Annotated in this window: 21 protein-coding genes; 11 read left to right on the forward strand and 10 right to left on the reverse strand. The window is 74.5% G+C overall.

The genetic code is table 11. The features are described 5' to 3' along the window. Positions 1-54: 54 nt before the first annotated feature. The 3 genes from Q3W71_RS18600 (at position 55) to Q3W71_RS18610 (ending at position 4,026) form a co-directional block, all read left to right on the forward strand. Positions 55-1,125 (forward strand): zinc-dependent metalloprotease, encoded by a 1,071-nt coding sequence (locus tag Q3W71_RS18600; protein WP_302920616.1) that lies wholly within the window; start codon positions 55-57, stop codon positions 1,123-1,125. 10 nt (positions 1,126-1,135) lie between these two features. Then, positions 1,136-2,125: a tRNA lysidine(34) synthetase TilS gene (gene tilS, locus Q3W71_RS18605; RefSeq protein WP_302920617.1), complete on the forward strand. Its 990-nt coding sequence runs from the start codon at positions 1,136-1,138 to the stop codon at positions 2,123-2,125. A 257-nt stretch (positions 2,126-2,382) separates the two neighbouring features. Then, a complete protein-coding gene (locus tag Q3W71_RS18610; protein WP_302920618.1) occupies positions 2,383-4,026 on the forward strand; it encodes a gamma-glutamyltransferase family protein in 1,644 nt (547 codons plus the stop codon). 6 nt (positions 4,027-4,032) lie between these two features. Here Q3W71_RS18610 and Q3W71_RS18615 read toward each other — a convergent pair whose 3' ends face one another. After that, positions 4,033-4,995, reverse strand: a complete 963-nt coding sequence (locus tag Q3W71_RS18615; RefSeq protein ID WP_302920619.1) for a GlxA family transcriptional regulator — start codon at positions 4,993-4,995, stop codon at positions 4,033-4,035. Between the two features lie 150 nt (positions 4,996-5,145). Between Q3W71_RS18615 and Q3W71_RS18620 the strand changes: the two genes are divergently transcribed. From Q3W71_RS18620 to folE, 4 genes are all read left to right on the forward strand, one after another. Further along, positions 5,146-5,283: a hypothetical protein gene (locus tag Q3W71_RS18620; RefSeq protein WP_302920620.1), complete on the forward strand. Its 138-nt coding sequence runs from the start codon at positions 5,146-5,148 to the stop codon at positions 5,281-5,283. Between the two features lie 100 nt (positions 5,284-5,383). Then, positions 5,384-5,959, forward strand: coding sequence for a hypoxanthine phosphoribosyltransferase (gene hpt / locus Q3W71_RS18625; RefSeq protein WP_088996427.1), 576 nt, complete (start codon positions 5,384-5,386; stop codon positions 5,957-5,959). Between the two features lie 429 nt (positions 5,960-6,388). Continuing rightward, positions 6,389-8,401: an ATP-dependent zinc metalloprotease FtsH gene (ftsH, locus tag Q3W71_RS18630; protein WP_302920621.1), complete on the forward strand. Its 2,013-nt coding sequence runs from the start codon at positions 6,389-6,391 to the stop codon at positions 8,399-8,401. A gap of 35 nt (positions 8,402-8,436) precedes the next feature. Then, the gene (gene folE / locus Q3W71_RS18635) at positions 8,437-9,102 is read left to right on the forward strand and encodes a GTP cyclohydrolase I FolE (RefSeq protein ID WP_302921010.1); all 666 of its coding nucleotides are present in this window, start codon (positions 8,437-8,439) and stop codon (positions 9,100-9,102) included. 157 nt (positions 9,103-9,259) lie between these two features. On the opposite strand, the gene Q3W71_RS18640 is transcribed toward folE, so the two are convergent. Both Q3W71_RS18640 and Q3W71_RS18645 read right to left on the reverse strand, forming a co-directional pair. Then, positions 9,260-9,991 (reverse strand): hypothetical protein, encoded by a 732-nt coding sequence (locus tag Q3W71_RS18640; protein ID WP_302920622.1) that lies wholly within the window; start codon positions 9,989-9,991, stop codon positions 9,260-9,262. 34 nt (positions 9,992-10,025) lie between these two features. Continuing rightward, positions 10,026-12,560: an FtsK/SpoIIIE domain-containing protein gene (locus Q3W71_RS18645; RefSeq protein ID WP_302920623.1), complete on the reverse strand. Its 2,535-nt coding sequence runs from the start codon at positions 12,558-12,560 to the stop codon at positions 10,026-10,028. Positions 12,561-12,757: 197 nt separating this feature from the next. Here Q3W71_RS18645 and Q3W71_RS18650 point away from each other — a divergent pair, with 197 nt between their 5' ends. Continuing rightward, positions 12,758-13,312 (forward strand): hypothetical protein, encoded by a 555-nt coding sequence (locus Q3W71_RS18650; RefSeq protein WP_302921011.1) that lies wholly within the window; start codon positions 12,758-12,760, stop codon positions 13,310-13,312. 4 nt (positions 13,313-13,316) lie between these two features. Here the strand turns inward: Q3W71_RS18650 and Q3W71_RS18655 are convergent, their stop codons facing one another. The 7 genes from Q3W71_RS18655 to Q3W71_RS18685 are packed head-to-tail and all read right to left on the reverse strand — an operon-like array spanning position 13,317 to position 21,577. Next, positions 13,317-13,913, reverse strand: a complete 597-nt coding sequence (locus Q3W71_RS18655; RefSeq protein ID WP_302920624.1) for a hypothetical protein — start codon at positions 13,911-13,913, stop codon at positions 13,317-13,319. A gap of 13 nt (positions 13,914-13,926) precedes the next feature. Beyond that, complete coding sequence (locus Q3W71_RS18660) at positions 13,927-15,096, reverse strand: M23 family metallopeptidase (RefSeq protein ID WP_302920625.1); 1,170 nt, start codon at positions 15,094-15,096, stop codon at positions 13,927-13,929. Continuing rightward, the gene (locus tag Q3W71_RS18665; protein ID WP_302920626.1) at positions 15,093-15,650 is read right to left on the reverse strand and encodes a hypothetical protein; all 558 of its coding nucleotides are present in this window, start codon (positions 15,648-15,650) and stop codon (positions 15,093-15,095) included. The genes Q3W71_RS18660 and Q3W71_RS18665 overlap by 4 nt, the downstream gene beginning before the upstream one ends. Beyond that, a complete protein-coding gene (locus tag Q3W71_RS18670; protein ID WP_302920627.1) occupies positions 15,647-17,593 on the reverse strand; it encodes an MFS transporter in 1,947 nt (648 codons plus the stop codon). The genes Q3W71_RS18665 and Q3W71_RS18670 overlap by 4 nt, the downstream gene beginning before the upstream one ends. 1 nt (position 17,594) lies before the next feature. Further along, complete coding sequence (locus Q3W71_RS18675) at positions 17,595-20,852, reverse strand: ATP-binding protein (RefSeq protein WP_302920628.1); 3,258 nt, start codon at positions 20,850-20,852, stop codon at positions 17,595-17,597. 34 nt (positions 20,853-20,886) lie between these two features. Next, positions 20,887-21,249 (reverse strand): hypothetical protein, encoded by a 363-nt coding sequence (locus Q3W71_RS18680; RefSeq protein ID WP_088996417.1) that lies wholly within the window; start codon positions 21,247-21,249, stop codon positions 20,887-20,889. Between the two features lie 13 nt (positions 21,250-21,262). After that, the gene (locus tag Q3W71_RS18685) at positions 21,263-21,577 is read right to left on the reverse strand and encodes a hypothetical protein (RefSeq protein ID WP_088996416.1); all 315 of its coding nucleotides are present in this window, start codon (positions 21,575-21,577) and stop codon (positions 21,263-21,265) included. Between the two features lie 356 nt (positions 21,578-21,933). Here Q3W71_RS18685 and folP point away from each other — a divergent pair, with 356 nt between their 5' ends. From folP to folK, 3 genes are read left to right on the forward strand one after another with little or no spacing between them, the layout of a single operon-like run. Beyond that, entirely contained in the window at positions 21,934-22,806 is an 873-nt protein-coding gene (gene folP, locus Q3W71_RS18690; RefSeq protein WP_302920629.1) for a dihydropteroate synthase, read from the forward strand. Further along, on the forward strand, positions 22,803-23,168 hold the full coding sequence (folB, locus tag Q3W71_RS18695; protein WP_302920630.1) for a dihydroneopterin aldolase: 366 nt from the start codon (positions 22,803-22,805) through the stop codon (positions 23,166-23,168). The genes folP and folB overlap by 4 nt, the downstream gene beginning before the upstream one ends. Then, complete coding sequence (gene folK / locus Q3W71_RS18700) at positions 23,165-23,692, forward strand: 2-amino-4-hydroxy-6-hydroxymethyldihydropteridine diphosphokinase (protein WP_302920631.1); 528 nt, start codon at positions 23,165-23,167, stop codon at positions 23,690-23,692. The genes folB and folK overlap by 4 nt, the downstream gene beginning before the upstream one ends. Positions 23,693-23,764: the final 72 nt, after the last annotated feature.

A 23,764-nucleotide genomic window follows, 5' to 3' on the forward strand; every position in this document is an offset into this window, starting at 1 on the left:
CGATCGCCGTCGCGAGCCCGGGCCGGGGTGTTCCGGCGCGGGTACGGTGGGTGCATGGCGCAGTTCGTGGACTGGGATCTGGCCGCCGCGACCGCGGGGGCCCTGGGCAAGTCGGGCCCTCGGGTGTCGTACGCGGAGGCCACCGACGTGGTCGCCGACCTGCGGCGGCTCACCGAGGAGGCGGCCGGGCACGTCGCCGACTACACCGGCCTGCGCCCACAGGTGTCCCACCCGCCGGTGCGGGTGGTCGACCGGCGGGACTGGGCGGCGACCAACATCGCCGGGCTGCGCGAGGTGATCAGCCCCCTGGTCAGCCGGCTCTCCGGCGACAAGCAACCCGGCCCGCTGACCGAGGCCATCGGCTCCCGGCTGACCGGCGTGCAGGCCGGCACCGTGCTGGCCTACCTCTCCGGCCGGGTGCTCGGCCAGTACGAGGTCTTCTCCGCCGACCCGGGGCAGCTGCTGCTGGTCGCGCCGAACATCGTCGAGGTGGAGCGCAAACTCGGCGCCGACCCGCGCGACTTCCGGCTCTGGGTCTGCCTGCACGAGGTGACCCACCGCACCCAGTTCACCGCCGTGCCGTGGATGCGCGGCTACTTCCTGGGCGAGGTGCAGGCGTTCGTCGACGCCTCGTCCGGCGGCGGCGAGCACCTGCTGGAGCGGCTGCGCCGGGGCGTGGCCACGCTCTCGGAGGCGATCCGCGACCCGGAGAGCCGCACCAGCGTGCTGGACCTCGTCCAGACGCCCGCCCAGCGGGCCGTGCTGGACCGGCTCACCGCGCTGATGACCCTGCTCGAAGGGCACGCCGAGTTCGTGATGGACGGGGTGGGGCCGCAGGTGATCCCGAGCGTCGAGCGGATCCGGGCGGCGTTCAACCGGCGCCGCGAGTCCGGCAACCCGCTGGAGAAGGCGATCCGCCGGCTGCTCGGCGTCGACGTCAAGATGCGCCAGTACGCCGAGGGTCGCAAGTTCGTGCACGGCGTGGTGGAGCGGGTCGGGATGGCCGGCTTCAACAAGGTCTTCGACTCGCCGCTCACCCTGCCCCGGCTGGAGGAGCTCGGCGACCCGGACGCCTGGGTGGCCCGGGTGCACGGGCCGGTGGGCCCGGTGCCGGTCGTCGGCTGACCGTCGGGCCGTGGCCGCGCTCGCCCCGCCGGTCGCCGCGCTCCGGGTCGCGGTGCGTCGCGCGCTGGTCGGCCTGCCGCCCGGGCCGGTGCTGGTCGCCTGCTCCGGCGGTGCCGACTCGCTCGCGCTGGCCGCGGCCACCGTCTTCGTGGCGCCCCGGCTGGGCCGGCCGGCCGGTCTGGTGACCGTCGACCACGGCCTGCAGGACGGCTCCGCGCAGCGGGCCGCGGGAGTGGCGGCCTGGGCGCGGGACGTCGGATTCGCCCCGGTGGAGGCGGTCCGGGTCGAGGTGGCCGGCCGTCCCGGCGGGCCGGAGGCGGCCGCCCGGGAGGCCCGCTACCAGGCGTTGGCCGAGGTGGCCCGGCGGCACCGGGCGGCGGCGGTGCTGACCGGGCACACCCGGGACGACCAGGCCGAGACGGTGCTGCTCGCGCTCGCCCGGGGCGCCGGGCCGCGCGGGCTGGCCGGGATGCCGGCCCGCCGGGACCTGGCCGGGGTGCCGCTGCTGCGCCCGCTGCTGGAGGTCAGCCGGGAGCAGACCCGCAAGGCGTGCGCGGTGCTCGGGTTGACCCCGTGGGAGGACCCGCACAACGCCGACCCCTCGTACGCCCGGGCCCGGGTCCGCGCCGACGTGCTGCCGGCGCTGGTGCGGGCGCTCGGGCCGGGGGTGCTGGAGAACCTGGCCCGGACCGCCCGGCTGGTGGCGGCGGACAATGCCGCGCTCGACGACCTGGCCGCCACCGCGCTCGACGCGGTCCGCCACCCCGACGGCGGGCTGTCGGTCGCGGCGCTGGCCGACCTGGCGCCCGCGGTGCGCGGCCGCGTGCTGCACGCCTGGGCCCGCGAACTGGGCGCCCCGCCGGCCGCGCTGTCGCACCGGCACGTGACCGCCCTCGACACGCTGGTCACCGGCTGGCGCGGGCAGGGCGCCGCGCACCTGCCCGGCGGCCTGCGGGTGATCCGCCGCGACGGCCGGCTGGCCCGGATCGGCGGAGCCTGAGGACGGCTGTGCCACGGTGACCGCCGCGAGGCGAGCGCCGCGCCGGCTCGGTGTGCGGTCCGGGGCCCGGGTCCGCCGGACCGGCGGCGACCGAGGGCGCCGGCCCGCCGACCCCACGGCCACCGGCGGCGGCGTCGGATCGACGATCAGCGGGGGCGCGGGCACTGCCGCATCGACGACCACCGCGGGCGCGGGACGCCCCCGCATCGACGATCACCGGGTGCGCGGGCCGCGCCGGGAGGCGGTAGACATGGCGCATGGCGTACCCCCGATATCCCCTCTACGCCCCGCACGGCGCGGTGGCGACCAGCCACCCGCTGGCCGCGGCGGCCGGCCTGGCCGTGCTGCGGCGCGGGGGCACCGCGGTCGACGCGGCGCTGGCCACCGCGATCACCCTGACCGTGGTGCAGCCCCCGTCCAACGACATCGGCGGTGACCTGTTCGCCCTGGTCTGGGACGGGGAGCGGCTGCACGGGCTGAACGCCTCCGGCCGGTCGCCCGCGGCGCTGACCCTGGCGGCGGTGCGGGCCGCGACCGGCGGCCGGGGCGCGGCGCCGGTGGCCGCGCTCGGCGGCGCCCAGCAGGCCGGACCGGCCCTGCCCGCCCGGGGCTGGCTGCCGGTGACCGTCCCCGGCGTGCCGGCCGGCTGGCGGGACCTGCACGACCGGTTCGGCCGGCTGCCCTTCGCCGACCTCTTCACCGACGCCGTCGGGTACGCCGAGCACGGCCACCCGGTCTCCGCCGGGGTGGCCGCGGCCTGGGCCCGCGGGGTGGCCGCGCACGCCGAGCTGACCGGGCCCGAGTACGCCGAGTTCGACCGGGTGTTCGCGCCCGGTGGCCGGGCGCCGCGGCCGGGGGAGCGGTGGCGCAACCCGGACGCGGCGCGGACCCTGCGCCGGATCGCCGAGACCGGAGCCGAGGACTTCTACCGGGGCGCGACAGCCGACGCGCTGGCCCGGCACGCCGCCCGGACCGGTGGCCTGCTCACCGGCGACGACCTGGCCGGGCACACCTCCAGCTGGGTGGACCCGGTGCCGGTGCGCTACCGGGGTCACCAGGTGTGGGAGTTGCCGCCGAACGGGCAGGGCCTGGCCGCGCTGCTCGCGCTCGGCCTGCTGGACGGGCTGGACCTGGCCGGCGTGCCGCTGGCGGAACGCGTGCACCGGCAGATCGAGGCGGTGAAGCTCGGTTTCGCCGACGCGCACGCGCACGTCGCCGACCCGGACCGGGTGCCGGTACCGACCGAGGCGCTGCTCTCGCCCGGCTACCTGGCCGCCCGCCGAGCCCTGATCACCGACCGCGCCGGCGACCCGGTGGCCGGCGAACCGGAGCGCGGCGGCACCGTCTACCTCTGCACGGCCGACGCCAACGGGATGATGGTGAGCCTCATCCAGTCGACCTACCTGGCGTTCGGCTCGCACGTGGTGCTGCCCGGGCACGGCTTCGCGTTGCAGAACCGGGGCCTCGGCTTCCGCCTGGACCCGGCGCACCCGAACGTGGTGGGCCCGGGCAAGCGGCCGTACCACACGATCATCCCGGGCTTCCTGACCCGCGACGGCGAGCCGGTCGGGCCGTTCGGCGTGATGGGCGGGCACATGCAGCCGCAGGGGCACGTCCAGCTCGTCTCGGCCACCCTCGACGCCGGGCTCGACCCGCAGGCGGCGCTGGACGCGCCGCGCTGGTACTGGCACGCCGGCCGGTCGCTGCTGGTCGAGCCGGAGCTGGTCGGCACGGCGCAGGGGCGGGCGGTGGTGGACGAGCTGCGGGCCCGCGGCCACGAGATCACCGTCGCGGCGGAGCCGGCCGTCTTCGGGTACGGGCAGGCGATCTGGCGGACCACCGACGGCGGCTACGTGGCCGGGTCGGAGTCCCGGGTCGACGGCGGGATGGGCGGCTTCTGACCGCGCTCAGCCGGCGTGGGCGCGATCCCGGAAGGTGGTCCGGTAGCTGTGCGGGGTGGCGCCCACCCGGCGGGCGAAGTGGTGCCGGAGGGTGGCGGAGTCGCCGAACCCGGACCGGTCGGCTACGTCCTCCACGCTCAGCCGGGTCTCCTCCAGCAGGCGACGGGCCAGCAGCACCCGCTGGTTGGTCAGCCAGTCGTGCGGGGTGGTGCCGGTCTCGGCGCGGAACCGGCGGGCGAAGGTACGCGGGGCCATGCCGGCCCGGGCGGCGATCTCGTCGACCGTCACCGGCCGGTCCAGGTGCCCCATCAGCCACTCCAGCACCGGCTCCAGGGTGGGTGCCTCGGGCGCCTTGGGGATCGGGGCCTCGACGTACTGCGACTGGCCGCCGTCGCGGTGCGGCGGGACGACCATCCGGCGGGCCAGCCGGGTGGCCATGGCGGAGCCGTGCTCCTGGCGTACCAGGTGCAGGCAGGCGTCGATGCCGGCCGCGGTGCCGGCGCTGGTGAGCAGCGGGCCGTCCTGCACGTAGAGCGAGTTGCAGTGGACCCGGGCGGCCGGGTGGCGGCGCTGCAGCTCGTCGACGTACTTCCAGTGGGTGGTGCAGTCGCGGCCGTCGAGCAGGCCGGCCTCGCCGAGCAGGAACGCCCCCGAGCAGACGCTGAGCAGGTAGGCGCCCCGGTCGGCGGCCCGGCGCAGCGCGTCGAGCACCGCCGGCGGCACGTTCGTGCCGTGCCGGTGGGCGGGTACGGCGACCAGGTCGGCCTCGTCGACCGGGCCCAGGTCGGCGTGCGGCACCAGCTGGAACCCGGAGGCGGTGGAGATCGTCGCGCCGTCCGGGCTGCACACCTGGAAGCGGTAATCGGGGAAGCCGTCGGCGGTGCGGTCGGTGCCGAAGACCTCGGCCAGGACGCCCAACTCGAACGCGGCGACCCCGTCGAGGGCGAGGACGGCGACGGTACGCAGCATGTGACGAGGGTAACCCCGGAGGTGGCAGGAAATCGAGCCTGGGTGGCATTCCTGCCACTGTCCGGCCCGGACGGACGGGCGGAGACTGGGTGCAGTCCGGTGCGCACCGGCGGCGAAACCGACAGCAACCGTGTGAAAGCGAGCGCCGCCATGGAGTTCCTGTTCTTCCTCCTCTTCCTCGTCCTCCTCGCCGTGGCCTCGGCGGCCGGCCTGACCGCCGACACCCGGGACTCGGCCGACTGGAAGCCCACCGACGGGGGCCGCCGCTGGCGGTCCGGTACCTGCTGAGGTGATTGGTCAACTTTGCGGGAAAAATCCTGGGCGGGACCGCGCCAAAAGGGGCGGCCCCGCCGACGGGGGCCGTCCGGCGTACGGCAGGCTAGGGGTCATGGCTGACGGCTCCTGGTACGACGCCGACATCGACCACGTGATCATCTCCGAGGCGCAGATCCGCGAGAAGACCGCGGAACTGGCCAAGCAGGTTTCGGCGGACTACGCCCACGTCGAGGACGGACTCCTGCTCGTCTGCGTGCTCAAGGGCGCGGTCATGTTCATGGCCGACTTCGCCCGGGCGCTGGGCCGGCAGGGGCCCCCCGCCGAACTCGACTTCATGGCCATCTCCTCCTACGGCCAGGGCACCACCTCCTCCGGGGTGGTCCGCATCCTCAAGGACCTGGACCGGGACATCGCCGGCCGGCACGTGGTCGTGGTAGAGGACATCGTCGACTCCGGGCTCACCCTCTCCTGGCTGCTGCGCTACCTGGAGTCGCGCTCCGCGGCCAGCGTCGAGGTGGTCGCCCTGTTCCGTAAGCCGGACGCGGTCAAGGTGCCGGTCCCGGTGAAGTACGTCGGCTTCGACATCCCGACCGAGTTCGTCGTCGGCTACGGCCTCGACTTCGCCGAGCGCTACCGCGAGCTGCCCTACGTCGGCGTGCTCAAGCCGGAGGTCTACGCCCGCTCCTGAGCGCGGCTCGTATCGGCGCGCGTCGAGCGGACGTTCAGCGGACTCCCAGCCGATGCGACTACCGTGGATGCCGGTGGCGCGGAGGCAGCTCCGCTCCCGGCCCCTCGACCGCGTGACCGGGCGATCGGGGTGGCCGGGTCGGACTCCCCGCCACGCCGGCCATCGTCCGGGCCCCGGTGGGCGTGGGACACGGGCTGGCGAGCCGCGCCGTGGGCGCTTCGTCGATCTCGATGAGGCGCGACTGCGGGGCTCGCAAGCTCACTTCTCGCGCGCACGGTGTACCGTCGAATGACCGCGGCGCGGCAGATTAGCGCCTCGGGGTCGCGGCCGGCCCGCACGGCGGCCCGGCGCCGCCCCAGGCGGCGACACCATTCAGACGGTCAGGACGTCGATCAGGAGGATGCGGGCGTCTCGGCGCTCGACAACAGCATGGAACGTACGCGTTTCTTCCGCCGACCGGTGGTCTGGATCATCCTGGTCATCCTCGGCGCCGTTGTGCTCAGCCAACTCTTCACGGCTGGTCCCAGCTACCACCGGGTGGACACCTCGGTGGCGCTCGACCAGCTCCACACCGCCAAGATCGACAAGGCGGTCTTCCAGGACAAGGAGCAGACGCTCCAGCTCGAACTGGCCGAGAAGGCCAAGTTCGGCGACACCACCACCGACCGGATCGAGGCCCAGTTCCCGTACGAGGTCGGCGACCAGGTCTGGAACGAGGTTCTGGACGCCAAGGCGAACAACCGGATCACCGGCCCGGCCGACACCAAGGTCTCGTCGGACAGCATCTGGGTCAGCCTGCTGGTCAACCTCCTGCCCATCGCGCTGCTCGTGCTCCTGCTGCTGTTCTTCATGTCGCAGATGCAGGGCGGCGGCTCCCGGGTGCTCAACTTCGGCAAGTCCAAGGCCAAGATGATCACCAAGGACACGCCGAAGACCACCTTCGCCGACGTGGCGGGCGCCGAGGAGGCCGTCGAGGAGCTGCACGAGATCAAGGACTTCCTGCAGAACCCGGCCAAGTACCAGGCACTCGGCGCGAAGATCCCGAAGGGCGTGCTGCTCTTCGGCCCGCCCGGCACCGGTAAGACGCTGCTGGCCCGCGCCGTGGCCGGCGAGGCGGGGGTGCCGTTCTACTCGATCTCCGGTTCCGACTTCGTGGAGATGTTCGTCGGTGTCGGCGCCAGCCGGGTCCGCGACCTCTTCGAGCAGGCCAAGGCGAACGCCCCGGCGATCGTCTTCGTCGACGAGATCGACGCCGTCGGCCGGCACCGCGGCGCCGGCATGGGCGGCGGCCACGACGAGCGCGAGCAGACCCTCAACCAGCTCCTCGTCGAGATGGACGGCTTCGACACCAAGGGCGGCGTCATCCTGATCGCCGCCACCAACCGGCCGGACATCCTCGACCCGGCGCTGCTGCGCCCGGGCCGGTTCGACCGGCAGATCCCGGTGGACGCCCCCGACATGGAGGGCCGCAAGGCCATCCTGCGGGTGCACGCCAAGGGCAAGCCGTTCACCCCGGACGTCGACCTGGACTCGGTGGCGCGGCGGACCCCGGGCTTCAGCGGCGCCGACCTGGCCAACGTGATCAACGAGGCCGCGCTGCTCACCGCCCGCAAGGACCAGCGGGCGATCACCAACGACTCCCTGGAGGAGTCGATCGACCGGGTGATCGCCGGTCCGCAGCGGCGGACCCGGGTGATGAGCGACCAGGAGAAGAAGATCACCGCGTACCACGAGGGTGGGCACGCGCTGGTCGCCTGGGCGCTGCCGCACGCCGCGCCGGTGCACAAGGTGACGATCCTGTCCCGCGGTCGCTCGCTGGGCCACACCCTGGTGCTGCCCACCGAGGACAAGTACACCCAGACCCGCGCGGAGATGGTCGACACGCTGGCCTACGCGCTCGGCGGCCGGGCCGCCGAGGAGCTGGTCTTCCACGAGCCGACCACCGGCGCCGGCAACGACATCGAGAAGGCCACCCAGCTGGCCCGCGCGATGATCACCCAGTACGGCATGAGCTCCAAGCTCGGTGCGATCAAGTACGGCACCAGCGGCGACGAGCCGTTCCTCGGCCGCAACATGGGCCACGAGCGGGACTACTCCGACGCCGTCGCCGCCGAGATCGACGCCGAGATGCGGGCGCTGATCGAACTCGCCCACGACGAGGCGTGGGAGATCCTGGTGGAGTACCGGGACGTGCTGGACAACATCGTCCTGGAGCTGATGGAGAAGGAGACCCTCTCCACCGCCGACATGGCCCGGATCTGCGCCCGGGTGGCCAAGCGGCCGCCGATGGCGCCGTACAACGGCTTCGGCAAGCGCCAGCCCTCCACCGAGCCGCCGGTGCTCACCCCGGCGGAGAAGGAGGCGCTCAAGGTGCAGGCCCAGGCCGACGGCGCCGAGGCGACGGTCGGCGGCACCTCGAACAACTCGGACGGTACGCACTGAGCACCGACCCTGCGGCCAGCCCCCACGACCGGGGGCTGGCCGCGTCCGCAACCGAACCCGACGGCGACGACGCCCTCGACTACGTCGCCGCCCGGCTGATCAGTGGCAAGCTCACCGGCCGGCCGGTCGAGGACACCATGGACCTCGGCCGGATCGAGAAGGCGGTCCGGGAGATCCTGATCGCGGTCGGGGAGGACCCGGACCGCGACGGTCTCCAGCAGACCCCGGCCCGGGTCGCCCGCGCGTACGCGGAACTCTTCGCCGGCCTCCGGGTCGACCCGGCCCAGGTGCTCAGCACCACCTTCGAGGCCAACCACGAGGAGCTGGTGCTGGTCCGGGACATCGACGTGATGAGCCTCTGCGAGCACCACCTGCTGCCGTTCAGGGGCAGCGCGCACATCGGCTACATCCCCGGGCCGGACGGCCGGATCACCGGCCTGTCCAAGCTGGCCCGGCTGGTCGAGGTCTTCGCCCGCCGGCCCCAGGTGCAGGAGCGGCTCACCTCGCAGATCGCCGACCTGCTGATGAGCAAGCTGGAACCGCGCGGCGTGGTGGTGGTGCTCGAGTGCGAGCACATGTGCATGGCGATGCGCGGCATCCAGAAGTCCGGCGCCCAGACCATCACCTCGGCGGTGCGCGGCACCCTACAGAACGACGCGAAGTCCCGCGCCGAGGCGATGGCCCTGATCATCCCCCGCTGACCCGAACCTTCCCGGCCGGCCGACCCCGCGTCCCGCGGGCGGCCGGCCGAGTGCTCTCCGGTGGCCTCGCGACCGCCGATCGGCGGCTGGACCGCCGATCGGCGGCTGGACCGCCGATTGGCGGCTGGGCCGCCGGCCGGCGCGGCGGGCCAGCCGGTCAGCCGGCGAGGATCGCGAGCAGCAGCCCGGCGGTGACCAGCACCGCCGGCACCAGGCAGACCAGCGCGCCCAGTCGGGTCGTCCGGTCCGCCCGCCCGCCCGGCCGGGCCGGGAAGAGTCGCGCGGTGCCGATCCAGCCGGCCGCGAACGCCACGGCCGGCATCGGCAGCCCGCAGATCAACGCCGCGACGCTCGCCGCGCCGGGCCCGGTCGCCAGGTAGACCGCCACCTGGATCACCGGCACCAGCAGCGCCAGCGGCGCGTACACCAGCAGGTTGCGCAGCGGCGCCGGCCAGCCCGCCGGGCTGACCCGGCCCCGCGCGGCCAGCGCCAGGTCCGCGGCCTCCGCCCGGTCGTGCGCGGCCCGCAGCCCGGCCAGCACCGCCGCCGGACCACCCGCCATCGACCGGGCCGCCTCGGTCAGCTCCGGCGGCGTGGGCACCAGCGAGATCGGCGGTACGCCCAGCTCCCGCAGCCGCGCCTCCTGGGACGCCAACCGGGTGCGTACCGCGGTCAGCTCCTCGCGCGCGGCCTGCACCGACCGGGCCTGCTCGCCCGCGGCGGTGACCGCGTCCCGCCGTACCCCGTCCAGTTGCCGGGCCGCCGCCAGGTACTCCGTCCAGGCGGTCGACACCGGGTCGCCGCCGGCCGGCTGCGCCGGCACCCGTCCGCCGTCGCGCTGCCCCGGAACGGCGGTCGCCGCCCGGCCACCCGCCCCGCCGTCGCTCATGGCCGGCCACCCGGGTTTCGCTCGCTCGGCTCGCTCATCCCACTCCCTCCGAGGCGAACGGGATCAGCACCGTGCCCCGCTCGCCCGGCCCGTCCCAGAGCACTGCCCGGCCCGGCCGGGGCCGCCAGTCGACCGGGCGGCCGAAGACGGGCGCCAGTTGGCTGCCCGGCACGTCCACCACGGCGACCGCGGCGAGCTTGTCCACCTCGCCGTCCGCGGGTTCCAGCAGCGCCGCGAACGGCGGTACGGCGCGCCACCAGCCGAGCACGTGCAGGCCCGCCGGCGGCCCCTCCCGCAGCAGCGTCCGCAGCCGGTCGGCGGGGAGCCGCTGCCCGGCATCCACCCCGAAGGCCACCAGGTAGGCCGGCTCGCCGGCGTCCGCGACGGCGAGCAGACCGGGCAGGCCGACCCGCTCGACCGGATGCCGGGCGGCCAGCTCGGCGGCGAGCGCGTCGATGGCCGGGGTCGCGTCGTCCGCCGCCAGCACGAACCGCGCGGCACCCTGCGGGTGGTGCGCGGCGGTGCTGCGGGCCGCGGTGGCCAGCAGCGCGGCGGCCTCCGGCCCCGGCCCGAGAACCGCCAGGTTGCGGCCCGCGGCCGGCCCGAGCGGTACCGCCACCGTGGTACGGGCGACCTCCACCGCCCGGCCGAGCAGGGCCGCGGGGCCGTGCGCCCGCCCGGCCAGCGCCGTCCGGTGCCGGGGATCGTTGCGCAACCGGGGGCGGGCGTAGCCGGCGAAGACCACCGGCGGCCCCGACCCCTCGGGTCGGGCGGACCAGAGCCGGTGGCGCAGCCGCTCCACGGTCTCCGGGTCGTCCTGCGGGTCGGGGAAGCGGACCATCCGCTCGTGCCCGCGGATCGCGCCCCGGGGCCCGCCCAGCCCGCCGGCGGTGTTCACCACGGCGCTGCCGACCGGCAGCCCCGCCGCCGAGTCGTTGGTCGGTTCCAGCACCGCGCCACCGCCGGGCAACGCCACCCGCACCGGGAACTGCCCGAGCATCGAGTCGCGGTGCCCGCCGTCGGTACGCGAGCCCAGCCCCAGGTCGCCCTCGCCGGCGAGGACCAGGTGGATGCCGTACGACCGGCCGCCCCGGGCCAGCGCCTCCAGCCGGGCGGCGGCGTCCACCGCCAACCGGTCCCGCTCGGCGAAGAGCAGCGGGAGATTGTCCAGCACACAGACGATCCGGGGCAGCAGCTGGTGCTGCCGCAGTTCGGCGTAGCGCTGGCCGCCGGCGCGGCTCCCCGCCTCCTCGCGGCGGTGCAGTTCCGCGGTCAACCCGTCGAGCAGGTCCAGCACGTACTCCCGGTCGGCGGCCAGCGCGGCGGCACGGACCTGCGGAATCCAGGACCGGTCCCGCTCGGTCTGCAGGAACTCCACGAAGGACTCGCCGTCGCCGAGATCCACCAGGTACAGCGTCAGCTCGTCCGGGCCGTACCGGGCGGCCAGACCGAGCAGCGCCGTGGTGAGGAAGGTGGAGCGGCCCGTCCCGGACCGGCCGCTGACCAGCCAGTGCGGGGTCAGCTCGGTGAAGCCGAGGGAGACCGGACGGCCGCCCGCGTCGCCCACCGTGGTGCCGAGCCCGTCGGCCGACCCGGCCGTCCACAGCTCGGCGTCGTCGGCGGGTAGCAGGTCGGCCAGGGCCAGCCGTGACCCCGCCTCCACCTGCTCGGCCAGCCGCCGGCAGACCGCGTCGACCAGATCGGCCGGCGGATCCGTCTCGACGAAGACCGGCGAGTTCAGCCCGCCCGGCCGCTCCGCGCCGGGACCGGCGAATGAGGTTCCCGGCGGATCGCCGAGCAGCGCGTACGCGGTGCGCATCGCCAGCGGGGTGGCCAGCGGCAGCGCGTCCCGGCCGGGCCGGGGCCAGCCGGCGACCAGCAGGTGCAGCCCGGCCGACGGGCCCTGCTCGGCCAGCGCCGCGATCCGGGCCAGGTCGGTCGCGCCGGTCGACTCCGGCAGCGCGGCGAGCACCAGCAGCAGCGTGCGGTCGTGCCGGCGGCGACCGCTCGCGCCCGGGGCCACCCACTGCTCCGCCTCGTTCAGCACCGCCCGCAACCCGGCCACGTCCGACACCGGCGGTGGCAGCAGACCGGCGTCGGCGAGCGGCGCGAAGGACGCCAGCGTGCCACCGGCCGCGTCCACCGCGCGGACCAGCAGCGCGCCGGCCGGGGTCGCCGCCAGCAGCCGCAGCAGCACGGCCCGGAGCAGCCCGGCCACCCGGGGCTCGTGCGCGTCGACGTCCACGCTGAGGTGACCGGTGCCGAGCAGCGGCACCAGCGCGGGGAAACGGGCGTCGTCCAGGGGCGCCGCGGTGCCGACCCGGACGAACGGCGGCGGGCCCTCGCCGGCCGGCGCGGTCGGGGTGAGCGTCTCCAGTGGAGCGCCGGCCCAGCCGGGGGCCAGCAGCGCCGCCGCGTTCCGCAGCCGCTCGGCCAGCTCGTACTGGCGGCGCTGGTCGGCGGGGGCGGGCCGGGTCTCGTCGAGGGCGGCCGCGGCGGCGGTCGCGGTGGCGGCGGCCCGCCGGTGCAGGGCGGCGGCGCGGTTGGTACGTGCCTTCGGACCGGCCACCCGTCCACCCCCTCTGCCCGAGGCTGGCAACCCCGCCAGTGACGGTATCCCAGGTGGAGCCGCTCCTTGCGGATGCGCGGCGGCGCTGCGCCGGTGTTGTCGTGGATCTCACCGGTGGGGAGGGGTCCGTCACGATCCGCTGGATCTGGGGCATTGGGTCCGGAGCGCCCAGCGGCTAGCCTCAGGGAGTGGAATCAGTGCAGCCCCCCGCCGGTTCCCAGGTCTCCCGCGTACCGGCGCAGCGGACGCCCCCCGACCAGCTGACGCCGCCCCCGGTCACCCCGGCGCCGGAACGTCCGCGGCGGCGGCTGCGCACGGTGCTCACCGTGGTCGGCGGGGTGCTCGCGGTGCTCTGCGTCGCCGGGGTGGTGGCGGGAATCGTGCTGTACAACCGGGCGGCCACCCCGGACCGGAGCGCACCGGACGTGGTGGTGGCCAGCTACGTCCAGGCCTACCTGGTGGACCGGAACGATGTCCGCGCTGGCCTATTCACGTGTAACAGCAGCAACCTCAGCGCCCTCCGCGCTTTGCGCGACGACCTGGTAGCGCGCGAGAAGCGGTTCAGCATCCCCATCTCGGTCAGCTGGGGCAGCCTGCGGGTGCAGGAGCAGGGTAAAAGCGCAGACGTGCAGGTCGAGCTGATCATCTCAGCACGAGTTGACGGGGTCACTCAGAGCGAGCGGCAAGCTTGGCGGTTCGTTACTCGCCTCGACCAGCACTGGCGGGTCTGCGAAGGTATTCGTACCGGCTGACCTGTCACTCGATCCACAGTAGGTGGACCGGAACCTCCAGCGTGGTCGGTGCCTGGCCGCGCCAGGCCCAGCGGTACCAGTCCACCTCCGAGGTCACCCGGACGCAGATGTCGCCGTCGGCGCCGGAGTAGGTCTCGGTGACCGCTCGCAGGTCGCGGTGCTCCACGCCACCGACCACGTGCACGACCCGCCGGCCGCTGACCGAGTCCGCCTCGACGACCGGAGTTGGCGGGCGGTGCGTCGGGGTATCCAGGGAGACGAGCCGGATGCCGCCCTCGTGCTGCCCGGCCGACGGCCGGGGGCCCAGGGTCTCCACCCAGACCCGCTCCACCGGCATCAGCGGGGCGAAGACCTCCACCTGGTCGGCCTCCGCGCGGTACCACTCGTGCTCCGGGATGACCGGGACGTACGTCCGGCTGCCCTGCACCACGCGCTCGTCGGCGCGCAGGTCGGCGCGCCAACCCAGGCCCGGCAGACCGACCAGCACGCGCCGGCCGCGCAGCTCGACCCGGCCGGTGGCCGGCACGATCTCGACCGGCCGCGGCGGTGCCGGCGCCCAGTCCGGCTGGTCCGCGAACGGGTCGGGCAGCGGGTCCTTCATGACACCGAGCGTCTCATCCCTGGTGCTTGAGGGGCGCGCCCCGGGACCGCATGAACGGCACCGGGTCGATCGCGCTCCGGCTGCTCCGGTCGCCGTCGGTGTGCACCTCGAAGTGCAGGTGTGGGCCGGAGGAGTTGCCGCTGCTGCCCACCTCGCCGATCACCTCACCGGCCTGCACCGTCTGGCCGACCCGCACCCGGGGCTTGGACACCATGTGGCAGTACCGGGTGACCACGCCGCCGGCGTGCAGGACGTCGACGAACCAGCCGCAGCCGCCCTTGCCCGGCCAGCCGTCCACGTCGCAGCTGAGCCGGCCGCCGTTGTCCGGGTCGCAGCGCGACACCAGCACCCGGCCACTGGCCGCGACGTGGATCGGGGTGCCCTTGCGGGCGGCGATGTCGACCCCGTTGTGGCCGGGCCGGCTGGCGGTGCGGAAGCCGGAGCCGACCCCACCCGGGATCGGGGCCGTCCACCCGGAGGCGGCGATCTCCGCACCGGAGGCCGCGTCGCACACCTGCTGGCCGCCGATCTCCGCCGTCCGGGCCGCCCCGCCGGCCAGCGAGTCGACGATCCGGGCGGCCAGCGCCTCGTGCTTGGCGTACGCGTCGGGGAACGCGCTGATCTGCACCTTCTGCGCCGCCCTGGTCAGCGGCATCCGCTGCCAACCGGGCACCTTGACCAACTTCTCGTAGAACTTGCGGGCGGCGTACTCGGGGGTCATCCGCTGCGCGACGGTGCCCCAGTTCGCCCGTTGCTGGAACAGACCGACCGAGTCGTGGTCGGCGCCGACCCCCTCGTTGGGCAGGTCCCGCGACTGCGCGACCGTGCGGTTGGCCAGGTTCCGCAGGCCGGACTCCTGCATCGCGGTCGCCACCGCGATCACCCAGCCGCGCGGCGGCACCTTCATCTCCTGCCCGACCTTGATGATCCGCGCCGCGTTGCGGAGTTGGCTCTCGCCGTACTCCGACATGCGAGGCATCTTGCCGGTCGCGTTGACCTGGAAGTCGTCGGTGCACTCCTGGCCGGCGAGGGTCATCCGTTCGCCGGCGTCTCCGCCCAGTTCGGTGAGGAAGAAGGCGGCGGTTCCGCCGGTGCAGCAGAGCAGCGCCAAGACCCCGGTGAGGAAGGCGGCCAGGGTGCCGATCCGGAGCCGTCGCCGGGGCGGTCGGGTCTCGTCGCTCATGCCTGCTCCCAGTCCACCGCGTCGACCAGCCACTCCCCGTCGGGGGCCACCAGTTCCAGCCGGAGCCGTCCGGTGTCCAGCGGCACCAGGGCCTCGACGAAGGTCGCGGTGCGCGGCCGGAGCGTCACCGCACCGGTCACCTGCTCGGCCGGCACACTCGCCGGCTCGGCACCGGCGAGCTTCTCGGTCAGCGCCGGGGTGGAGAGCGGCCGCAGGCCCTCGTGCCACTGGTCGGCGGTCACACCCGGCCGGCCCAGCCAGGCGGTCACGAAGCGGTCGGCCGTCTGCTCCGGCGTGCGGGCGCCCGGGCGGGTCACCGGGGAGGCCGGCGGACCGGTGGCGATCGCCCCGTCGTCACCCTCGTGCGGCTCGACGGTGGTGATCGGCTGGTTCGGCCGGTTGCTCAGGCCGGTCGTCGGGTCGCCGGCGCCGGCGACCAGCCGGGCCGCGCCGATGATGCCGAACACCACCACGGCGATCACGAGCGCGATCCCCAGCCGGGACCGCAGCGCCCGGGTGACCAGGAACTCCAGCGCCCGCCGCACCGCACTCACCGTGCCTCCGAGCGGATCCGCGGCGCGGGCCGATCGGGTGTGCGGTCGGTCGTCCCCGGACGGTAGATGACGTAGGACGGGCTCTCCTCCGGCACGTCCGGTTCGGTCCAGGTCGCCGCCGCCCGGCGTCGGGGGCGGGGCGCCACCGGCCGGCCGCCGCCCCGCTCCTCCGGGGCGGCCGCCCCGCCGGCCGGGTCCCGGCCGTCCGGACGTTGCCGGTCACCACCGCCACCGCCACCGCCGCCACCGGCAGCGTGCGCCGGATCCTCGTGCCGTGCCTCGGGCCGCAGTCGGGTCGACTCGGCCAGGACGGGGCGGCGCCGGCCCATGGTCGGCTCGGCGGTGCCACCGGGCTCCGACACGTCCAGCCGGGCGGCGGTCCGCATGTCGCGGAAGAAGCGCCGGTGCCAGGAGCCGGCCGAGCTGACCGCCTCGCTGCTGTCCTTGCCACCGAGCTGGGTGATCCGGCGGTACGGGCGGAGCAGCAGCCAGCCGACCACACCGCAGAGCCAGACCAGCACCACCTGGAGCCAACCGGGCAGGGTGGTGGTGCTCATGATCAGGTCGACAGCGAAGAGGTAGATGGCCGCGCCGGTGCCGAAGATGGCGATGTTGAAGACCGCGGCCACCACCGCGTTGGCCAGCCGGCGCAGCCCCGCGCTGGCTGGCCGCAGCAGGCCGACAGTGCCGAGGATCGGCGCCGCGATCACCGCCCACCGGAAGATCAGGAAGCCGAGCAGCACCAGCAGCGACGCGGTCAGGTCGAACATCGCGAACAGCAGCGAGGCGAGGACGGCGATGAAGCCGGCGCCGACCCGGTCCATGTCCCGCACACCCTGGAGGTACTCGTACGCCTCCGGATCCTCCTTCTCAATCTGTGCGGCGACGGTCATCCACTGCTGTTGCTTCGCTTTGATGACCACTTCCCGAGTGGCGGGGTTTGACCGGATCGACTCCGCTTCATCCCAGGACAGCGACTTCGCGTCGTAGAGCGCTTGACCGTACTTCTTGGCGGTCTCACTGTCAGCCGAGCCGAGGACGCCACGCAGCCAGTTGCGGTAGAGCATCGCCTCGGTCGCGGTGTCGCTGGCCCGCACGGCCGGTGGTCGCTTGTCGACACAGGCATCCGGGTTGGGCAGGGCGCACCGGTCGGGCGGAATGTCCTTGGAAGCCGGACCCACCGCGTCGTGGACCACGCCGAGGGTCGTGATCAGGGTGCCGTCGGCGACGCTCGCAGACTTGACCGGCCAGGCGGCCAGGGCGGTGACCGCCACCATCACCAGCAAGGCCCAGCCCGCCGTGGTCATCGCGTTGCTCATGTCCGACTGGCGGGAGCGCCAGAGCAGGTAGAGCCCGACCACACAGAGGGTGACGATGCCGAAGACGCTGAACACCTTCTGGTAGACGGCCTTCGTGGCCTTCTCCACCAGCGGGTCCGCCCAGCCCCACATGGAACGTGGGTCCCAGGCTCGCTCACGCAAAGCGTTGGAAGCCCCGACGACCGCCGTGGCGATCATGAACTCACCGTTGGCGAGGGTGTTGGTGAACTTGTACTCCGGGTGCAGAGCCGTGGCGGCGCAGCCGCCATCGACGCGGTACGTCGTGTAGCTGTAGCCGGCGTAGCCGTATTCGCTGTAGAGGCCCTTCGGGCCGGACTGCTTCGCCGATTCGGGCCGGGATGCGAACCAGCCGGCAAGGCCGGAGTCCGGCCCGGTGGGGGTCGGTGGGTTCCGGCACTCCAGTTCCGACTCGGCCACCTGCTGGAGCTTGGCGACGCAGGCGCGGAAGTCGGTCTGCCATTCCGGTGTGGTGCACAGGTCGGCCGCCGCCTGGGTGGTGACGGCCGGAGCCGCCGATGCCGGTGTCGCCCCGACCGCCGGCCAGCCGATGGTGGCCCCGGCGAGGATGCCGAGTGCGAGGAGAAGCGCCCGGGCCCTCGCCATGTCACGCCTCCAGGTCCGGCACGGTCGGCAGTACGCCGGTCGCGGCGGCGATCGCGGCGGGGGTGGTGTCGAGGTGGTCCAGCAGTCCCTCGACGTACGAGACGTCGACCCGGACCTTCTGCACCCGCCCGTCGACGTCGCGCATCACGAACTCGCGGAAGCCGAGCCGGCTGGCCGAGGTGGCGTCCGCGGTGGAGAGCGAGGCGAGGGTGGCCTCGTAGCCGTCGTTGACCGGTACCCGGAGCAGGCGCAGTGCCTCGGAGGCGATCTCGGTGTCCTCGGCGATCCGCCCGACGAATACGGTGGAGACGAGGTTCTGCACGTCGAGGCCGAGGATGTCGCGCGGGTTCTGCGAGGCGACCAGGGCGGCGAGGTTCCACTTGCGGGAGTCCCGGGCGAGCCGCACCAGGAACGAGCGTCCGGAGCGCCAGCCCTCCATGAAGTGCGCCTCGTCCAGGCCGACCAGCTTGCGGGACGACATCGACCCGCCGTAGCAGCGGCGGACCGCCAGCCGGTGCGCGGTGTGCAGCATCGGCAGGGCGAGCGCCTCCTCGGCCGACCAGTACTCCCGCTCGATCTTGAGGTCGGGCAGCCGGAGGCCGGCCATGGTGATCACGGTGAGCGCCGCGTCCGCGCCGAGCAGCCCCTCCGGCGGCTTGCCGAAGAAGAGCATGGCCAGCGGCATCTCGGCGGTGTCCAGCAGCAGGTTGGCCAGTTCCTTGCCGGCGTCGTCGTCCAACTGGCTGAGCGTGGTGACCACGTCGTCCAGGGTGGAGGTCTCCTCGGCCGGCACCTGGCGTACGGCGTGCCGGAACAGGGTGGCGGTCGACGCCTCCCGGGCCACCTGCGGCGGCACCAGCATCATGCAGATGTCCTGCACCAGCATCCGCCGCTCGGCGCGGGCGTTGGAGACGGCGATCTCGAACTCCCGGTCGCCGGCCGCGCCGGGGCCGAACTCGCTGCGCAGCGGGGTCGGGATGAGCGAGTACGGCGCCAGGGTGCCGTGCTCCGAGCCGGTCAGGTTGAGCACCCGCGAGTACGGGCGCAGCTCCGGCATCGCGCAGAGCCGGGCCAGCGGGCCGGACGGGTCGAGCAGGGTCACCTGCACGCCGCGCCGGGCGGCGAGGTAGCCCAGCGCGCCGAGCAGGGTGGACTTGCCACCGCCCGGCTCGGCCACGAAGACGGCGAGCCCGGAGCGCTCGCGGACCTCCATCGGGTAGTGCAGGTCGAGGAAGACCGGGCGGCGGCAGGTGCCGGCGGTCCGGCCGATCAGGTCGCCGCGCCGGTCGCCGACGGTCGACGCGGCCTGGGGCAGCGCAGCGGCGAGCAGGTTGACCGGCATCCGCCGTACGTAGCCGGTGTTGGCGATCGGCTCGCCGGGGATGAACTCGCGGGCCAGCCAGTCCTGGTTCTTCGGGTGCTGGAGCGAGATGCGCAGCTCGCGCGAGTAGAGCTGGACCAGCCGCCGGGCCCGCTCCAGGCACTCCTCGCGGGTGCGGCCGCCGACCGCGATGCGGTGCCAGCCGTGTGCGCGGGCGGAGTCGACCGGCAGCCCGGTGGTCATCTCGTCGCCGATCACCAGCGCCCGCTTGGCCAGCCGCTCCAGCTCGGGCGGGGCGTCGATGCCATGCTCGGCGTAGTCGAGCTGCTGGGAGCGGATCATCCGCAGCCGGTGTTCGAGGTTACGGAAGGAGTCGCCGGGACCGAGGATGTCGACCCGGGTGGAGAGCTCCATCGGCCAGGGCAGCCGCTCGTGGAAGTGCAGCCAGGGCTCGTGCCGCTCGGGGATCTCCAGCGGTTCCATCCGGCCCACCGCCAGCACGGCGACGTGCCGCTCCTCGCCGGTGACCCGGTTGACCAGCTTGACCGTCGAGCCGTACGGCGTGCGGTAGCGCTCCACCTGCTCGGTGAGGGCGAGCAGGTCGCCGCGTTCCCACCGGCCGTCGGTGACCGGGGAGAGCGCGCCGGGCGGCGCCATGCAGAGCGCCACCGAGCGGTAGAGCAGCCACTCCAACTCCTGCGGGGTGACCCGCCGCCCGCGCATGCCGAACGCGCCCAGCACCTCGTCGAACTGCTCGACCGTCCGGCCCAGCCGGCGGCGTTCGCCCTCGGCCACCCCCCGGCCGAAGGTGCGCAGCAGCCGTTCGGTGAGCGAGTCGCCGAGCGACCGCCGGGCGAAGGTGACCCCCAGGTAGGTCTGGCCCTCGGCGTGGTTGACCGAGAGCAGGTGCCGCTGCGCGGCCACCAGGTGGTCGCCCCACCCCGGCGTGCCCGGTACGTCGGGCAGCGGCGCCGGGGTGTTCGCGTCGATGGTGCGGGCCCACTCGTCGGCCGGGAAGGGACGGGTGGTGCGGCGCAGGTGCAGCCGGAAGCCGGCGAGGCCCGCGTACTGCTCGGAGATCGCCGAGAGCAGCGCCTCCCGCTCGGCGTCCGGCCGGAACGCCCAGCGCACCTCGGGCAGCCAGTACCAGGCGGTGACGGTGTTCGGGGTGAAGGTGAGGTGGCCGGCGATCTCGGTGATGGCCAGCTCCACGGCCGGGTCCCGGTCGCCGAACTTGATCTTCGGCGGCTTGACCCGGACCGGCTTTGCCGGCTGCTTGCGCCGCTCGGGGGAGCGCTGCCGGGGCGCAGCGACCTCCCGGCCGGCGGGCCGCTCGGGCAGCTGCGCCGCCGGCCGGCGGGCCGGGCGGTCGGGCGGGTCGGGACGTTCGCCCGCACCGGCCCGCGCGCCGACCGGATCAGCCGGCGCCGGCTCCGCCGGCGGGCGCACCACGGGCAGCCGGTCGCCGGGCTGCTGCGGCACCCGGGGGCGGGCCGGCCGGGCCGGTGGCTGGTGCGTCGCCGGGGCCTCCTCGACCGGCACGGGTGGCGCCGCGGCGACCCGGGGCGGGGCGGGCAGCGGCGCGGCGGCCGGCTGCTGCGGGATCGCCGGCTGTTCGCGCTCGGGGTCGCGGCGGGGCGGAGCCGGACGGGCCGCTCCCGGGTGCGCGCCGCCGAACAGGTCCAGGAAGGGGGAGTCGATGTCGGCGTTGTCGCTGGTGGACGGTGCCGGGGCGGGCTCGGCGGCGGCCCGGCGCTGCACCGGTCGGGGCGCCTGGAAGACGCCAACCCCGCCGTGCCCCGGGGCGGGCACCAGCGCGGGATCCAGGGTGGCCTCGTCCAACTCGGAGGCGTCGGTGTAGTCGAACGATCGCGCACGGTTACCGTGCGGGGCGGCCGGACGCCCGGCCGGGGAACCCGGCATGGAAGAGCGGCTCATGCGATCGCCTCACCCGCGTCGTACGACTGCCCGGTCATGCCAGTTCCTCCCGGATCCTGATCCGGCTGCCGACCAGGCGGGGATCGCGCTGCTCGGTGGCCGGCTCCCGGGTGCGCCGCCAGTCGGTCAGCGCGGTGCGGATCACCATCCGCGCCGGCCGGTCCGGGTCGACGTACCGGAAGACGAACGAGGTGGTCACGATGGCGAGCGCGATCTCCCAGGCCGGGAAGAGCTCCACCTTCAGCGTGAACAGCCAGTGGATGAACATGTAGAGGGGGACGAGCAGCATGAACAGCCCGTACTGGGCGTACGGGAGGTGGACCGGAAGGGTGTAGCCGGGCGGCCCGAGGTAGACCAGGCGAGCCCGGTAGATGTCGTCGTCGGTGCGCAGCCGCATGTCGAGCCCGCGCCTATTCGAAGATCAGGTCGATCAGGTAGTCGCCGATGAAGAACAGTGTGGCCGCCCCGGCGATGAACGCCAGACCGACGATGGCGATGGCGGAACTGGTCAGCACCTTGGAGATCTCGCCGCGGCTGGCCCGGCCGATGAAGATGACGCCCAGGACGGCGAGCAGGATCGGCGCGATCTTGCTGGCGAAGAAGGTGACGACACCCTCGGTGTCGATGCCCTTCGGCGCCGGCTCGGCGAGTGGAGTCGACGCCAGGGTGGAGAGCAGGTGGGCGGCGGTAGAGGACGCCGTCTCCATCAGCTCGATGGCGATCACTGGAACCTCCCCAAATCGCGGCCGGCGGCGCCGCGGCGGTGCAGTAGACGTGCCTGGGCGGGAACGGTGCTCACTGTGCGCAGCGTGCGGGACCCTGCGTTCGTTACCCACCACGGAGAGTGGTGAGCTTTGGCCGGATTCTTCCCGCTTCGGCCCTCCCTCCAGGCTTCGCCATCTCGATGCTGGGCAATTCCAAAGCGTACGGGCCGCCCCCCTTTGCGACAAGCCGCGAAGAGGCTGCCCGATCCGACCCGGACGACCGATCGTACACCTGTTCCAATGCCCATGTCAGGGGTGTCGTACGGACGGCCAACCCGGGCCCGCCGGGGCCCGCCGGCGACCGGTACCGTCAAGCCGTGACCGATCTGGTACGGGCCCCGGCCCCGGTGGTGATGGGCGTCCTCAACGTCACGCCCGACTCCTTCTCCGACGGCGGACGGTACGCGGACCTGGACGCCGCCGTCGGACACGGCGTGCGGCTGCACGCCGACGGCGCCCACCTGGTCGACGTCGGTGGCGAGTCGACCCGTCCGGGCGCCGACCGGGTGGACGCGGAGACCGAGGCGGCCCGGGTGCTCCCGGTGATCCGGGAACTGGCCGCGGCGGGCGTGCCGACCAGCATCGACACCAGCCGGGCCCGGGTGGCCGAGGCGGCGCTCGCGGCCGGCGCGGCGGTGGTCAACGACGTCTCCGGCGGTCTCGCCGACCCGGACATGGCCCGGGTGGTCCGGGAGGCCGGCTGTCCCTGGGTGCTGATGCACTGGCGCGGCCACTCCCGCGGGATGACCGAGCTGGCCAGCTACACCGACGTGGTCGCGGACGTCCGCGCCGAGCTGGGGCGGCGGGTCGACGAGGCGCTGCGTGCCGGCGTCGCCGCCGACCGGATCGTGATCGACCCGGGGCTGGGCTTCGCCAAGACCGCCAGCCACAACTGGGAACTCAGCGCCCGCCTGCCCGAGCTGCTCGAACTGGGCTTCCCGCTGCTGTTCGGGGCGAGTCGCAAGTCGTACCTCGGCCGGCTGCTGGCCGGCCCGGACGGCACCCCGCGGCCGACCGACGGCCGGGAGGCGGCCACCGTCGCCACCAGCGTGCTCGCGGTGGCGGCCGGCGCCTGGGGGGTACGGGTGCACGACGTCCGGGGCACGGTGGACGCGCTGGCGGTCTGGCAGGCCACCGGCCGGCCCCGGCTCGCCGCCGGGCGGGTGCCGAGCGGAGGAGGGGACCGGTGACCGACCGGATCGAGCTGACCGGCCTGCGGGCCCACGGCCGGCACGGGGTGTACGACTTCGAGCGCGAGCAGGGCCAGGACTTCGTCGTCGACGCCGTGCTGGAGCTGGACCTGGCCCCCGCCGCCCGCTCCGACGAGGTGACCCACACCGTCCACTACGGCGAGCTGGCCGAGCGGCTGGTCGCGGTGGTGACCGGAGAGCCGGTCAACCTGATCGAGACGCTGGCCGACCGGCTGCTGGCGGTCTGCCTGGCCGACCCCCGGGTGGTCACCGCGACGGTCACCGTGCACAAGCCCGAGGCGCCGGTGCCGCACGCGTTCACCGACGTGGCGGTCACCATGACCCGGAGCCGGGCCCGGTGACCCGGGCCGTGCTCTCGCTGGGCAGCAACCTCGGCGACCGGCTCGACCACCTGCGGTCGGCCGTCCGCGCGTTCGGCGACAGCGTGCTGGTGGTGTCCGGGGTGTACGAGACGCCGCCGTGGGGCGACGCCGACCAGCCCGCGTACCTCAACGCGGTGCTGCTGGCCGCGGACCCGGCGGCGAGCCCGCGGGACTGGCTGGAGCGGGCCCGCGCCGCCGAGCGGGCCGCCGGGCGCACCCGCGACCCGGCCCGCCGGTTCGGCCCGCGCACCCTCGACGTCGACGTCATCGCCGTCTGGACCGACGACGACGAGCCGGTGCTCAGCGACGATCCCGAGCTGACCCTGCCGCACCCCCGGGCGCACCTGCGGGCGTTCGTGCTGCGCCCGTGGATCGACATCCAGCCGTACGGCCGGCTGCCCGGCCACGGCTGGCTGACCGACCTGCTCACCACCGGGCCGGCCGCCGCCGACGCCCTGGATCTGCGTCCCCGGCCGGAACTGGCGATAGAGTCGACGGCATGAGCGAGCGCCAGCGAGCGAATCATCAGCTCGGCGCGGTGGTGCCTCATGGCGGCACGCAGCGAAGCGGAGTGC

The organism is Micromonospora sp. C28SCA-DRY-2 (assembly GCF_030519475.1).
In the GTDB taxonomy this organism is placed as follows: domain Bacteria; phylum Actinomycetota; class Actinomycetes; order Mycobacteriales; family Micromonosporaceae; genus Micromonospora.

Coding starts and splice junctions, on each gene's coding strand:
- Q3W71_RS18600 (WP_302920616.1), top strand. CDS start 55: ATGGCGCAGTTCGTGGACTGGGATCTGGCCGCCGCGACCGCGGGGGCC.
- Q3W71_RS18610 (WP_302920618.1), top strand. CDS start 2,383: ATGGCGTACCCCCGATATCCCCTCTACGCCCCGCACGGCGCGGTGGCG.
- Q3W71_RS18615 (WP_302920619.1), bottom strand. CDS start 4,995: ATGCTGCGTACCGTCGCCGTCCTCGCCCTCGACGGGGTCGCCGCGTTC.
- Q3W71_RS18620 (WP_302920620.1), top strand. CDS start 5,146: ATGGAGTTCCTGTTCTTCCTCCTCTTCCTCGTCCTCCTCGCCGTGGCC.
- hpt (WP_088996427.1), top strand. CDS start 5,384: ATGGCTGACGGCTCCTGGTACGACGCCGACATCGACCACGTGATCATC.
- ftsH (WP_302920621.1), top strand. CDS start 6,389: ATGGAACGTACGCGTTTCTTCCGCCGACCGGTGGTCTGGATCATCCTG.
- Q3W71_RS18640 (WP_302920622.1), bottom strand. CDS start 9,991: ATGAGCGACGGCGGGGCGGGTGGCCGGGCGGCGACCGCCGTTCCGGGG.
- Q3W71_RS18655 (WP_302920624.1), bottom strand. CDS start 13,913: ATGAAGGACCCGCTGCCCGACCCGTTCGCGGACCAGCCGGACTGGGCG.
- Q3W71_RS18660 (WP_302920625.1), bottom strand. CDS start 15,096: ATGAGCGACGAGACCCGACCGCCCCGGCGACGGCTCCGGATCGGCACC.
- Q3W71_RS18670 (WP_302920627.1), bottom strand. CDS start 17,593: ATGGCGAGGGCCCGGGCGCTTCTCCTCGCACTCGGCATCCTCGCCGGG.
- Q3W71_RS18675 (WP_302920628.1), bottom strand. CDS start 20,852: ATGAGCCGCTCTTCCATGCCGGGTTCCCCGGCCGGGCGTCCGGCCGCC.
- Q3W71_RS18680 (WP_088996417.1), bottom strand. CDS start 21,249: ATGCGGCTGCGCACCGACGACGACATCTACCGGGCTCGCCTGGTCTAC.